The sequence below is a fragment of the Limnobacter olei genome (genome assembly GCF_029087225.1).
Taxonomy (GTDB): domain Bacteria; phylum Pseudomonadota; class Gammaproteobacteria; order Burkholderiales; family Burkholderiaceae_B; genus Limnobacter; species Limnobacter olei.
Window position 1 is genome coordinate 38,063 of the sequence record NZ_JARFJD010000013.1, and the last position, 14,081, is coordinate 52,143.

12 protein-coding genes and 1 tRNA gene are annotated in these 14,081 nt (G+C 53.0%); 1 reads left to right on the forward strand and 12 read right to left on the reverse strand.

The genetic code is table 11. From position 1 onward, the window contains the following. Positions 1–65 precede the first annotated feature (65 nt). From parC to rnr, 3 genes are read right to left on the reverse strand one after another with little or no spacing between them, the layout of a single operon-like run. A complete protein-coding gene (parC, locus tag PY990_RS09245; RefSeq protein ID WP_275271361.1) occupies positions 66–2,387 on the reverse strand; it encodes a DNA topoisomerase IV subunit A in 2,322 nt (773 codons plus the stop codon). An 18-nt stretch (positions 2,388–2,405) separates the two neighbouring features. Then, entirely contained in the window at positions 2,406–3,140 is a 735-nt protein-coding gene (rlmB, locus tag PY990_RS09250; RefSeq protein WP_275271362.1) for a 23S rRNA (guanosine(2251)-2'-O)-methyltransferase RlmB, read from the reverse strand. 14 nt (positions 3,141–3,154) lie between these two features. Then, positions 3,155–5,671 carry a ribonuclease R gene (gene rnr / locus PY990_RS09255; RefSeq protein ID WP_275271363.1) on the reverse strand — a complete coding sequence of 839 codons (2,517 nt, stop codon included), beginning with the start codon at positions 5,669–5,671 and terminating at the stop codon, positions 3,155–3,157. A gap of 44 nt (positions 5,672–5,715) precedes the next feature. Here rnr and PY990_RS09260 point away from each other — a divergent pair. Continuing rightward, a tRNA-Leu gene (locus PY990_RS09260) sits at positions 5,716–5,802 on the forward strand. Positions 5,803–5,935: 133 nt separating this feature from the next. Here the strand turns inward: PY990_RS09260 and PY990_RS09265 are convergent. From PY990_RS09265 to hfq, 9 genes are all read right to left on the reverse strand, one after another. Then, positions 5,936–6,967, reverse strand: a complete 1,032-nt coding sequence (locus tag PY990_RS09265; protein ID WP_275271364.1) for a DUF481 domain-containing protein — start codon at positions 6,965–6,967, stop codon at positions 5,936–5,938. Positions 6,968–7,112: 145 nt separating this feature from the next. Continuing rightward, a complete protein-coding gene (locus PY990_RS09270; protein ID WP_275271365.1) occupies positions 7,113–7,589 on the reverse strand; it encodes a phosphoribosyltransferase in 477 nt (158 codons plus the stop codon). Between the two features lie 17 nt (positions 7,590–7,606). Continuing rightward, positions 7,607–8,908, reverse strand: coding sequence for an adenylosuccinate synthase (locus PY990_RS09275; RefSeq protein ID WP_275271366.1), 1,302 nt, complete (start codon positions 8,906–8,908; stop codon positions 7,607–7,609). Next, on the reverse strand, positions 8,905–10,107 hold the full coding sequence (locus tag PY990_RS09280) for an ATP phosphoribosyltransferase regulatory subunit (RefSeq protein ID WP_275271367.1): 1,203 nt from the start codon (positions 10,105–10,107) through the stop codon (positions 8,905–8,907). Before PY990_RS09280 ends, PY990_RS09275 begins: the two co-directional genes overlap by 4 nt. 27 nt (positions 10,108–10,134) lie before the next feature. Beyond that, positions 10,135–10,314: a DUF2065 domain-containing protein gene (locus PY990_RS09285; protein WP_105029418.1), complete on the reverse strand. Its 180-nt coding sequence runs from the start codon at positions 10,312–10,314 to the stop codon at positions 10,135–10,137. A 69-nt stretch (positions 10,315–10,383) separates the two neighbouring features. Then, positions 10,384–11,250, reverse strand: a complete 867-nt coding sequence (gene hflC / locus PY990_RS09290; protein ID WP_168427011.1) for a protease modulator HflC — start codon at positions 11,248–11,250, stop codon at positions 10,384–10,386. A gap of 2 nt (positions 11,251–11,252) precedes the next feature. Beyond that, complete coding sequence (gene hflK / locus PY990_RS09295; RefSeq protein WP_275271368.1) at positions 11,253–12,557, reverse strand: FtsH protease activity modulator HflK; 1,305 nt, start codon at positions 12,555–12,557, stop codon at positions 11,253–11,255. Between the two features lie 36 nt (positions 12,558–12,593). Next, complete coding sequence (gene hflX, locus PY990_RS09300) at positions 12,594–13,715, reverse strand: GTPase HflX (protein ID WP_275271369.1); 1,122 nt, start codon at positions 13,713–13,715, stop codon at positions 12,594–12,596. Between the two features lie 36 nt (positions 13,716–13,751). Continuing rightward, entirely contained in the window at positions 13,752–13,985 is a 234-nt protein-coding gene (gene hfq / locus PY990_RS09305) for an RNA chaperone Hfq (protein ID WP_008248719.1), read from the reverse strand. Positions 13,986–14,081 lie beyond the last annotated feature (96 nt).

The window sequence follows — 14,081 nt, forward strand, 5'->3', positions numbered from 1 at the left end:
ATGTTGGGGAAATGGGGACGGATTCCTGAATTTCAAGACGAAAAAAAAGCCCCGAAGGGCTTTTTTTAACTGGCCTTGCGCAGGGTGTCGGCTTTGAACTTGATGTCCAGTTCCTTGCCTTTTCTGCCGCGCTTGCCCAGCCGCTCAGCCAGCAAGGCAGGTTTCAAAACCTCCTCCCGGTCTTTGCCGCCGCGGCCTGTGCCGGCAATCACCAGGCTATCCGACGGACCGAAAGCAACAACGGCCACCAAAGAATCTTTGTCATCGAGCGGCAACAGTTGTACGCCACGCCCGCCACCTGAGAGTTGCTTGAGCTCGTCCAGCATGAAGACATGGAAACGTCCACTTTCGGCAAGCACGGCCACTCGGTCATCTGTGGCCTGCAACACCACTGGCGGCAACAGCTTTTCACCAGGGTTCAGGCTGATAAATTGCTTGCCCGCTTTCATGCGGCTCTCCATATTGCCAGCCGTGGCCAAAAAGCCGTAGGCTGCGCTGCAAGCCAGAAACACGGGCTGTGTAGCAGGTGCGGCTAGCGCGTGGCTCAGCGTACCGCCATTCAACTCCACAAGGCTTTGTGCAGGTATGCCATCGCCCCGGCCACCTGGCCATGCAGCAACGGGCACACTAAACACCTTGCCCAGTGCATTGCCGGCACCGAACAAGTAGGTGTTGTCGGTGGTTTTGCATTCAAAGGCAGCGTAAAGGCCGTCGCCCACTTTAAAGCTGAACTGGGCGGCGTCGTGGCCATGCCCCTGGCGGTTTCGTATCCAGAATTTCTGGGAAACAATGACCGTGGTCGGTTCTTCAACCACTTTCACTTCCACGCTGGCCTTCTCGGCCTCTTCAATCAGCGTGCGGCGATCATCGCCATAGGTGTCGGTGTCTTTGCGAATTTCACCAATAATTCGGGTTTTCAGCTTGCCTTCATCGGCCAGCAACGCCTCCAAGTCGGCTTTTTCCTCACCTAACTTGGCCAGTTCCTGCTCAATCTTGATTTTCTCAAGGCGGGCCAATTGGCGCAGTCGAATTTCAAGAATGTCCTCGGCTTGCCGATCGCTCAGTTTAAAAGCTTCAATAAGGGCAGGCTTGGGCTCATCACTTTCGCGAATCACCTTGATCACTTCATCGATATTCAACCAGGCAATTAACCTGCCTTCCAGCACGTGAATACGATCATTGACCTGCGCCAAGCGATGTTGGCTGCGGCGGGTCACGCACACTTTGCGGAACTCGATCCAGTCCAGCAACATGGCAATCAAACCACGCTGGCCCGGGCGGCCCGAATTGTCGATGCTCACCAAATTGATGGACGTGTTGGTTTCCAAACTGGTGTGGCTAAGTAGCAGGTTCGAAAACTCTTCGACCGACACATTCCGGCTTTTCGGCTCGAACACCAAGCGCACTGCATTTTCCTTGCCCGACTCATCGCGCACAGCGTCCAGCATGGCCAACACTTGCGCCTTCAGGTTTTGCTGTTCCGTACTCAGGCCCTTCTTGCCAGCTTTTACCTTGGGGTTGGTCAGTTCTTCAATTTCTTCCAACACCTTGGCAGTGCTGGTGTTGGGTGGCAATTCTTTCACCACCAGCTGCCACTGCCCACGGGCCATTTCTTCAATTTCCCAGCGGGCGCGCACTTTGATGGAGCCCCGACCACCGGCATAAATTTCTTTCATCGCACTGGCGGGCGAGATAATTTGCGCACCACCCGGAAAATCGGGCGCTGGCAAATGGCCCATGATGGTGTCCAGGTCAGCGTTCGGGTGTTTGATCAAGTGAATCGTGGCCGCAGCTACTTCCCGAATGTTGTGCGGAGGAATGTCGGTGGCCATGCCCACTGCAATACCGGAAGCACCATTGAGCAACACAAAAGGCAAGCGCGCTGGCAACAGCTTGGGTTCTTGAAAGCTGCCATCGTAGTTCGGAATGAAGTCGACTGTACCCATGTCCACTTCGTCAAGCAACAGCTTGGCGATTGGCGTCAAGCGGGCCTCTGTGTATCGCATGGCGGCAGCGCCATCACCATCCCGGCTGCCAAAGTTGCCCTGACCATCAATCAGCGGGTAACGCAGGGTAAAGTTTTGCGCCATGCGCACCAATGCATCGTAGGCGGCCTGGTCGCCATGCGGGTGGTATTTACCCAAAACATCGCCCACCACACGGGCCGATTTCACAGGCTTGGCGTTGTTGCCCAGGCCCATTTCATTCATGGCGTACAAAATGCGCCGCTGCACAGGTTTTTGACCATCCGCACACTCGGGCAGCGCCCTGCCCTTCACCACGGAAATGGCGTAATCCAGGTAAGCACGCTCGGCGTAAAGACCAAGGGTAATCGTTTCAGAATCGTCGCCAGAAGGTGGCGTTGCATCCAGAGTGAGTTGTTCCATGCGGTGCTTCGAGGTTTCTTATTTTGTGAATTGACGTTGACGAAGGGTTTCAAACAGGCACACTGAACTGGCCACCGACACATTCAGGCTTTCAACACTGCCAATCATCGGAATTTGTACCAGTTGGTCGCATTTTTCGCGGGTCAAGCGACGCATGCCATCGCCTTCAGCACCCAGCACCCAGGCAATGGGGCCATTCAAATCGGCGTCGTACAGCGTGTCTGTGGCTTCGCCTGCTGTGCCAATGCACCACACACCGGCATCTTGAATTTCTTCCAGCGTGCGGGCCAGGTTGGTTACGGTAATTACGGGAATTGTTTCAGCCGCACCACAAGCCACTTTCGACACCACCGGGGTAATGCCCACCGATTTGTCTTTGGGCAGCACCACCGCGTGCACACCAGCCGCATCGGCACTGCGCAGGCAGGCACCCAGGTTGTGGGGGTCGGTCACGCCATCTAATACCAACAGCAAAGTGTTCTTGCCATGGGTGTCAATGATTTCAAACAGGTCGTTGCTTTTCACCAATTCTTTGGCAAACGCCACCACGCCCTGGTGCTGTTTGTGGCCTGCTGCCTTTTCCAGGCGATCAGAATCGGCTGCACTTACTTTCACGCCGGCAGCTTTCACCTTGTCGATGAACTGCTGCATGCGTTTGTCTTTGCGGTGTTGGTCCACCAACACCTCTTCCACGCTGGCCGGGGCTGTTTTAACCCGGGCCGACACGGCATGAAAACCATACAAAATGGTCAATTGGTACGCTCCGCTTATCTAGATTTTTTCGCTGCAGTGCGCATTTTAGACCCTGTGGCAGGTTTGGTACGGCTGACACGCTTGGCTTTTTGAATTTCTTCCTTGCGTTTTTTCTCGGCAGCAGCTTTGATGCGCGATTCATCCGCGGCCCGCTTCTTGTTCACACCACGCGTGGTTGCAGCTTCTTCAGGTGGCAACACTGGGGCAGTTTTTCCTGCGTCTTGCACAGCCTGCTGCATTTGAGCGGTATTGGTTCGACGGCCCTGCTGGCGCTGCGGTCGGTTGCCCGCCTTGCCATTGGGCTTGGCTGAACCTGGATCGCGCATCAGGCTTTCAAACTTCACGCCTTGTACCAAACGGAATTCAATGCGACGCGCATCCAGATCAACCCTGGACACCTGCACATTGATCGGGTCAGTCAGACGGTAGCGAATACCGCTGCGCTCGCCACGCAATTCATGCAGGCTGTCGCTGTACTGGAAGTATTCTGTGCCCAATTCAGACACATGCACCAAACCTTCCACATACAAAGCATCGAGTGTAATGAACAAACCAAAGCTGGTTACACCTGAGACATGGCCCTGGAAGGTGTCACCGACGCGCTCTTTCATGAAGAAGCACTTCAGCCAGGACATCACGTCGCGCGAGGCTTCATCGGCCCTGCGTTCGGTGGAAGAAAACCAGTTGCCCGATTGATCCCAACGGGCTATTTCCTCAGCCTTGTCCACACGGCGCTTGGGGTCAAAATCCTCGAACTCTCGTTCATCCAGTGGCAGCGGCACATAACGCTTGCCAGCCAGCAGAGCCTTGATGCTTCGGTGGACCATTAAATCGGGATAACGGCGAATGGGCGAAGTAAAGTGCGCGTAAGCTGGGTACGCCAAGCCGAAGTGACCACTGTTGTGCGGGGTATAAATGGCTTGCTGCATCGAGCGCAGCATCATGGTTTGAAGCAAAGCTTGATCGGGGCGCCCCTGAATCTTTTTCATCAGGTTCGCATAATCCATGCTGGTGGGGTCGTCACCGCCATCCAGCGTCAAGCCCACTGAGCGCAAAAATGCACGCAGGTTTTGCAATTTCTCAACCGTTGGACCTTCGTGCACACGGTACAAACTGGGGTGTTTGCTGCGCTCCAGAAAATCGGCTGCGCACACATTGGCGGCCAACATGCATTCTTCAATCAAACGGTGTGCATCGTTGCGGCGCTTGGGCACAATTTTGTCGATCTTGCCATCGGGATCCAGCATGACCTGTGTTTCAACGGTGTCAATTTCCATGGCACCGCGGCGCTGGCGCGACTCAAACAACACCTTGAACAGCGTGTACAGGTTTTCGACATCGCCGTACACGTGGCCCATTGCTTTGGCGGTAAGGCTTTGCGGATCAGTGAGCGCATCCCAAACCTGGTTGTAAGTCAGGCGAGCCGCAGAGTGGATCACTGCGTTGTAAAACTGGTAAGCCTTGATTGCACCCTTGGGACCAATAATCATGTCGCACACCAACACCAAGCGATCCACGCCGGGGTTCAGCGAACACAAACCGTTCGACAATTTCTCGGGCAGCATGGGAATAACCCGGCGCGGGAAATACACCGAGGTGCCACGCTTGGTGGCCTCTTGATCAATGGGTGTGCCGGGCAACACATAGTGGCTTACATCGGCAATGGCCACCAGCAAACGCCAACCACCTTTGGTGTCGTTTGAAGGGGTGCAATAAACCGCATCATCAAAGTCGCGGGCATCTTCACCATCAATGGTGACAAAAGGCACATCGCGCAAATCAACGCGGCCTTTCAGGTCTTTGTATTCCACTTCATTGGGAATGCTTTCAGCCTGGTTCATGGTCATCAAGTTGAATTCATGCGGCACATCGAATTTGCGCACCGCAATCTCGATTTCCATGCCAGGATCATCCAACTCACCCAGAACCTCAGCCACTTTACCGATTGGCTGTGAATGACGGGTAGGCTGCTCAATAATTTCAACCGTCACCACCTTGCCAGGCGTGGCATTGCCCACGTCTTTGGGCGACACCAGTATGTCGTGCTTGATCCGCTGGTCCTCAGGGATTACCAACAAAATGCCGCGTTCAGACACTAAACGCCCAACCAGGCGGTTGGTTTTGCGTTCGGTGACTTCAACAATCGTCCCCTCTGGCTTGCCACGGTGGTCAGTGCCGGTAATCCGCACCAGCACGCGGTCGCCATGCAGTACTTTTTGCATCTCGCGCGGAGAAAGAAAGGCGTCTGGTCCGCGATCATCACGAACCAGAAAGCCGAAACCGTCACGGTGACCGGCCACACGGCCGGCTACGAAATCAAGCTTGGTAGAAAGCAACAACATGCCCTTTCTGTTGGGCATTAATTGACCATCACGCTCCATGGCGTTCAGGCGTTTTTCAATAATGGGGATTTGATCTTCGGTGAGTTTAAGGTGCTCAAAAACCTGTTCGCGGGTTAAGGGGGCTTGCGCTTGGCGCAGAACTGCAAGGATGTCTTCACGACTGGGAATTTTTATTTCTGTTTTAAGCATTGACAAATTTATTTATTTGATTAGAATTCACGGCTCGCACCTGTGCCCAGGTGGCGGAATTGGTAGACGCGCTAGGTTCAGGTCCTAGTGGTGGTAACACTGTGGAGGTTCGAGTCCTCTCCTGGGCACCAGCAGTTTTCTTTGTTCCTATGCGTTTCAACGCAGTGTACAGCACTTTCCCCGCTTTAATTCTGAATTTCCAAAGTGCTTTGCGAATTTGCATGGCCACTGGTGTTTGCAACACAAATTCGCCAAAAATTTCACTCAAAAACCATAACCCACACTGAAAATCAGACTGCTGTCTGTTTTCTTAACGCCTGGTGGCGGCATGTTGTCATAGTCCAAATTCACTTGCGTGGCCACATTCACATTTTCAACAATGGGAACGCGCAATCCTACTTTGGTTTTGAACAGGGCGTCGGCTGTGTCCTCAAGGCTCACGGACAGGTCGTTGTTGTTGAAAAACACCAAGCGTTTGTTCCAGAATTTTCGTTCATAGTTCAAACCCAGACTTAATGAGGGAAACGACTCATCTGGCGCAACAATATAATCTTCATTGATATAAGCCAAACCATATTCAGTCGATAACTTGGCGCGCTCGGTTTCAAAAAACTGATAACCATAACCAGCACCCAGCGAGGTTCTCAAATTCAGGTCAGCCAACTTGTCCTGCTCGCCCTTGGCGTTCACAAACAAGTAATCTTTTTCACTTAAAAATGCATCGTACTGGGTCAGCAAATATCGGTTTGACGTAGTCGTCACTCCTGCCGACTCGGCCTCGTTCACTTCAGCTGCTAGGGTATACCTGTTCTCTGGTGTTCTGGCAATGAACTCGGTATCGAAGTTCAAGGCATCGTCTTCAGAATTGCCGCGATTGAACACACCGCCCAGGTTGGCCCTGCCACTGTACTTCACAGAGCGATCCACGACTGGCGGGTTGAACATTGCAATGTCTGCACGCTGAAGTGGCCTAGAGGTACCTATTTGGCCCTGATCAATCACCACTTCGCCCTGCTGGCTCAGCGTTACCTTGCCTTTTGCAGTGCTTCCATCCTTCAGCTTCACTGTGACGCCATCATCCGACTGCAATTCAAGAACTTCCTTCCAAGGCAGTTCAACTTCTCCGAACAAGGGGGACTTGAAGGTAAGAATGTTGTCGCTTAGCTTCACAATCTCGCCGGTCAATCGATCGCCGTTTTTCAACACCACATTGGCTGCGATAACCGGGCTACTGAACAGGGAAAGTACAACTGCACAGGCGGGTGCAGATTTGAATAAAGAGGGGGATTTTTTCACGTTTACTTCTTTTAAGACAGGCATTGTCCCGAGGTCTCCTTGGCAGGTAAATGGACCCATAGGATAACACATCGATTTTTAAGCCTTTTTAGGCCACAAATGAGGTGCTTATGACAGGAGTTAACACAAGATATTCAGAGGGAATTCAGAGAAAGTCGCGGGTTTCAAAAGGCTGCACAATCCAGACATCGGACTCAAGATATTCAGCAGCAAAATCAGGTTTGAAAACAGAGCCTGGCTTGACCCACACCACCGCTGTTTTCAGTTCGACTATATCGGGACAAATTGTTCGCAGGTGCTCACACAAGGCCTTTAAGGTGTGCCCAGTGTCTGCAAGATCATCCACCAAAAGAACCTTGCCACTTACCGGCCCAACTGCTGCGATACTGGCAGAAATCTGCAATTCACCCTGGCTAGTACCTTCGCCGCCACGATAAGACGATGCTGCGATAACAGCCATGGGCTTGCGCAAGGAACGGGACAAACCGTCCGCCAGAAAAAGACCACCCCGAGAAACCCCGAGTACGCAATCAGGCTGAAAGCCCGAGCTTTGAACGGCTTGCACCACCCGATCAATCAGGTGGTGGTACTGGGCATAATCGATGTGTAGCTTGTCGCTCATGCGCCAGAGCTTCTGATTCAGGCTTTGTAGGGGTGACGAAGCACAATGGTTTCGTCACGGTCCGGGCCAGTTGAAATCATGTCCACAGGCACACCGCATACCGCTTCCATGCGCTTCAGGTATGTTTTTGCCTCGGCTGGCAAATCATCAAACTGCTTCACGCCGAAAGTTGTGCCCTTCCAGCCGGGGAAAGTCTCGAAAATTGGCTTGCAGCCTTCCACTTTGTCGCTGCCGAAAGGAAGAATGTTGGTGGTGGTGCCGTCGGCCAATTCATAGCCCACGCACATTTGAATGGTTTCCATGCCATCCAGCACGTCAAGCTTTGTAATACATAGGCCAGAAACACCGTTCAACTGAATGGTACGGCGCAAAGCCGCAGCATCAAACCAGCCACAACGACGTGGGCGGCCAGTTACAGAGCCAAACTCATTGCCCTTCTTGGCCAGGTACATGCCCTTCTCGCAAAACAGCTCGGTGGGGAAAGGACCTGACCCAACGCGTGTGGCGTAGGCCTTGGTAATACCCAACACATACTGCAAACGCTGCGGGCCAACACCTGCGCCAGGCGAAGCCGCACCGGCGATGCAGTTGGAGCTGGTCACGAAGGGGAAAGTACCATGATCGATGTCAAGCAATGCGCCTTGCGCCCCTTCGAACAACAGGTTTTTGCCTTCCTCATTGGCCTGTTGCAGCAGGGTTGGTACATCAGCCACCATGTTCTTGATTCGGGGTGCCAGCGCCATGGCTTTGTCGAACACCACTTGAGCGTCGACAGGCTCAGCCCCCAAATACTGGGTCAATACAAAGTTGTGGTAATCCAGAACCTCTTCCAGCTTGGCGCGGAATTTCTCGGGATGAAACAGATCCTGAACTCGCAGTGCACGGCGTGCGGCCTTGTCTTCATACGCGGGGCCAATGCCACGGCCAGTGGTACCAATTTTCGCGTCGCCACGCTTGGCTTCGCGGGCTTTGTCCAGCGCAATGTGGTGGTCCAGGATCAACGGACAGGTTTCGCTGATTTTTAGGCGACTTTCAACTGAAATGCCACCCGCTTGCAGTTCATCAATTTCGCTGAGCAAAGCCTCGGGCGACAGCACTACACCGTTTCCGATGTAGACCTGAACTTCAGGGCGCAAAATGCCAGAAGGAATCAGGCGCAAAATGGTTTTCTTGCCACCGATCACCAGTGTGTGGCCCGCATTGTGGCCACCCTGAAAACGAACAACGCCCTGGGCATGGTCAGTCAACCAGTCCACCACCTTGCCCTTGCCTTCGTCACCCCACTGGGTACCAATCACAACCACATTTCGAAAACTCATTTCAATTTCTCCTGATTCATGCCAATCGGCACCACTTTCCACACGGCGTTGGCCTGTACAAGCTGCCGATCACATACAAACTCTTCTTCCTCTTGGGCGGTATTGGGCAGCGACTGAAGCACCACCTCTCCCTGACTGCGCAATTCTCGAATCACGGCCATCAATTCAGTGTCATATACCCATGGGGCGCGAATGGCTGTTTTAGGCCTGGAGTGCACAGCCTGCAAAGACACCAACTCGCGCAAATCCACCGAAAAACCAGTGGCAGGGCGGGCTCGGCCATACACTGCGCCCACATCGTCGTAGCGGCCACCACGCAACACTGCGTTGGGGCAGCCTTCCACATAGGCCGAGAAAATCAGGCCACTGTGATAATCAAAGCTGGCCAAGTCTGCCAAATCGAGAATAAGCGCCGGCATTGCTGATACGGTTTCCTGCAAACGGGCAATCAGGGTGCGCAATTCATTCAGAACTGCACCCACCTTGGGATTGCGCGGCAAAGTCTCGGCCGCGCGGTTCAATACACAATTGCTGCCACCAACCGAACCGTACAAATTCAGCAAAGCCAGCACATTGGTCTTGCAAGCAGCAGGAACGCCAGCCAACAAGGCCTCCAGAGCGGGTCGGTCTTTTTGGGCAAGGCAATCGTGCAAACTGCGAATCAAATTGTCGGTCAGGCCTTCGCCATCCACCACAGCAGCCAGCAAGCCTGCATGGGACAAAGCCAGGCGGTAGCCCTTCAAGCCTGACAAATTCAATGTGTCCACGGCCAAATTCAATATTTCAAGGTCGGCTTCAATACCGCCACAACCATAAAGCTCAGCACCACATTGCAGCGGTTCACGGGTGTTGTGCAAACCCAAGGCCTGCGTATGCAGAACCGGGCCGCAATAACAAAGGCGGGTTACGCCCTTCCGGTTCAAAATGTGGGCATCAATTCGGGCCACTTGGGGTGTTGTGTCAGCCCGCAAGCCCAACATACGCCCGCTGGCCTGGTCCAGCAACTTGAAAGTTTGCAAATTCAGGGACGCATCGGCATTGCCAAGCAGTGATTCTGTGTACTCCAGCATGGGAGGCATCACCAACTCGTAGCCGTATACGCGAAAGCGGTCCAGCAAGGACCGTCGCAATTCTTCAATTCGCCGGGCCTCGGAAGGCAATACATCGGCGACAGACTCTGGCAAAAGCCAAGCAGACATGACTATTCCAACTCTTAAACGAGTGTTCTACAACAAAAAAAGCGTGATACCGATGAGAATCGCCACCAGCCCCACAAATCGTATTTGACCTTCTGTGAGCGAGGCAATCTTGAGAAAGGTCTCTTTCCATTGTTTTGGAAACAGAAAAGGCATAAAGCCCTCGAGAATGAACACGAGGGCCAAAGCCAACCAAAAGGTCTCGCTCATATCAACTTTCCCAGAGCCAGACCTTTCAAGCGAGGGTGATTAACCAACGCAAGCGCACGAAAGCCCAAGTTATTGCGTTTTCTGCAAAAACTTGAAGAAATCAGACTGCGGATCAACCACCATCACATCAGACTTGGATGTCAAAGACTTCTTATAGGCATCCAGACTGCGATAAAAGGAATAGAACTCGGGATTGCGACCAAAAGCGGCATTATAAATCGAACCGGCCTTTGCATCACCCTCCCCCTTGATAGTTTGTGCTTCTCTGTAGGCTTCGGCCAAAATTACAACAACCTGGCGGTCTGCATCCGCACGAATTTGCTCAGCTTCCGCTGCACCTGTGGCGCGCAAGTCGTTGGCCACCCGCTTACGTTCTGCTTCCATACGGCGGAACACGGACTCACTGACTTCAGGCAGCAAATCCACGCGTTTCAAGCGAACATCCAGAATCTCCACGCCAATTTCCGCCGCTTCATCCTTGACCTTTTCCACCACTGTGTTCATGACCGTAGTGCGCTCGCCGGAAACCATTTGCGGCACGGTACGCTTGGTAATTTCCTCGTTCAAAGCCGACTTGACCACCTGAGACATGCGGCTTTGTGCCAGGCGAGAATCTCCGCTCAAGCGAACAAAATACAAACGAGGATCAATAATTCGCCACTTGATGTAAGAATCAATCAAGAGGTTTTTCTTCTCGGAAGTAATGAAACGCTCAGGTTCGGGTGTGTCAATGGTTTGAATCCGCTTGTCCAGAAAAATAACATTCTGGAAAGGTGCTGGCAGTTTAAAGTACAAACCGGGCTCCTGACGCACTTCCTCAACCTGCCCCAAGGCAAACACGATGGCGTATTGGCGCTGATCCACAACATAAAGGCAGGTGTTGGCCACAAAAAAGCCAATCAACGCAGCCGCTACTACTACAAAAATCTTAGGCATGATTAACGAGCTCCCCGGTCGCGATTGCGCATGGCATCGCGAATGCTAGTGTCAAATCCATCATTGGCAGCACGTGGCGCAGATGGGCTGGTTTCGGCGGCTTTGGCAGCAGCGGCGGCAGATGTCGCACTGCTGCTTTCCGAACCCGATGACGCTCCCGTTTTTTCAATCAACTTATCCAGTGGCAGGTACAGAAGCTGACTGTTGCCCTTGGAGTCCACAATAACCTTGGTCACGTTGGTATAAATTTCCTGCATCGCGTCGATGTACAAGCGATCACGCGTTACTTTGGGCGCTTTCTCGTATTCGGTCAAAATTGCCTTAAAGCGAGCTGAATCGCCCTCGGACTGGGCAACTACGCGTTCGCGATAACCATTCGCCTCTTCCAGCAAGCGGGCTGCATTGCCTCGGGCACGCGGAATCACGTCGTTTGCATAAGCCTCACCGTCGTTTTTCAAACGCTCGCGGTCCTGGCCCGCCTTCACGGCATCGTCAAATGCTGCTTGAACCTGTTCCGGGGGTTGAACACCTTGAACCGTCACGCTCGATACCAAAATACCTGTGCCGTATTTGTCCAGGATTTCCTGCATCACTTCGGCCGTGTTCAAGGCGATTTGCTCTCGGCCTTCGTACAGCACAAAGTCCATTTTGCTGCGGCCCACCACCTCGCGAATGGCCGTTTCAGCAGCCATTTTCACGGTTTCGTCGGGATCAATGGTGTTGAACAGGTAATCACCCGCATCTTTCAGGCGGTATTGAACCGCAAACTGAATGTCGATGATATTTTCATCTTCAGTCAGCATCAGCGCTTCGCGCAGTACCTTGCTTTTCACGTCGTTGCGATAACCCACTTCAACAATGCGCACTTGGGAGGAGTTCACCACCTCGTGCGACTGGATCGGATAAGGCAGGCGCCATTGGAAGCCTGGCATAGAAGTGTGGTGGTATTTACCAAACTGCAATACCACGCCTTCACGACCTTCCTGAACAATGTAAAAGCCGCTCGCCAGCCACACCAGCACCGCAACCACGATCACGGCAGTGAAACCCTTGCCGGCATTTTCTATGCTTGAACCACCACTGCCGCCACCGCCGAGTGGACCACGCGGGCCACCGCCATTGCCGCCCTTCTTGCCGAACAGGCGATTCAACCTGCTGTTGAAGTCGCGCCATAGTTCATCAAGATCGGGAGGACCATCTTGACGGCCACCGGGACGGCGATTGTCTTGATCTTGAGGCTTCACGGGTTCATCGTTGTTTTGATTACCCGATGAATTTCTGCCCCAATCCGGATCATTCATTGACATGCTTGTTCCTACTGCTGAAAAATTAATTGTTGACGTTCAGGCCCACTGCAATTCATCTGACTGCGTGTCTGCACCCCGACTTTGAGCATAAAAGTTGCCAGCAAGTTCAGTCAGACATTCACGCAATTCTGCAATGCCAAGCCCGTAGCGCGCACTCACCGCCACGGACAAAATCTTACCATCGCCGTCGCGCTCGACTTCCACGGAACGCTCGCAGGCGTCTATTTTGTTCCAGATGATCACCTGTGGAACATCCCCCGCTTCAATCTCCTGCAACACTTTGTTGACTTCATCGATTTGACTGTGCCGAACCGGCGAGCTCACATCGACAACATGCAACAACACATCGGCATGCACCGCACTTTCCAAAGTGGCCTTGAAGGCATCTACCAGGGAATGTGACAAATCGCGAATAAACCCAACGGTATCCGACAAGGCCATGTCCACCTTGGGTGCAAGCCACACACGGCGTGTGGTCGTGTCCAATGTGGCAAACAGTTGGTCGGCGGCATACGCCTTGTCGCTAGCAATGGCATTGAACAAAGTGCTTTTACCGGCATTGGTGTAGCCCACGATCGCAACCGTAAACTGCCCTCGCCGCTCGCGTTGACGGCGCTGAGTTTGGCGCTGCTTCTGAAGCTTCTCGAGCCTGGTTTTCAGTTGCTTGACCTTCACGCCGATCAGGCGGCGGTCTGTTTCCAGCTGGGTTTCACCTGGACCACGCATGCCGATACCACCCTGCTGGCCGTATAAATTTGCGTTGCCGCGCACTAAGCGCGAGGCAATGTACTGAAGCTGGGCCAATTCAACCTGCAATTTGCCCTCAAAACTGCGTGCCCGAATGGCAAAAATATCGAGAATCAAGCCTGTTCGGTCGATTACACGACGCCCAAGCGCATTTTCAAGATTTCGCTGTTGAGCAGGACTCAGGCTGTGATTGAAAATAACAAGTTCGACTTCTTCGGTCTCGCAATGCGCAAGTATTTCCTGCACCTTGCCCGAGCCAATGAATGTGGCTGAGTCAGGGGAACGCCGTTTGGACACGAAAACGCCGATCACCTCTGCACCCGCAGAGGTGGCCAGTAGGGCAAGCTCATCGACACTTTCGCGGAACTCGTGTTGACCTAGGTCAAGTGCAACCAGGGAACTACGCGTCATTTCAAACCGCGGAAAAATTGGCAAGTGAAGATAAGGTTACTCCTTCACCTCGGGGGTGAATGTCACTGAACGGCCGGGCACCACTGTTGAAATTGCGTGCTTGTAGACCATTTGGGTTACGGTATTACGCAGCAGAACCACGTATTGATCAAAAGACTCGATTTGGCCTTGAAGCTTGATGCCGTTGACCAGATAAATGGACACGGGTACATGCTCTTTGCGCAGCAAATTGAGGAAGGGGTCTTGTAGTAGTTGCCCTTTGTTACTCATAACAGCTCCAGACTGTGTTGATATTATTAAATGTCAGAGCTTTTGGCTCGTCACGCTTAGTTTACAGAAAGCGCTTATGGGTGCCAAACGTAAGCC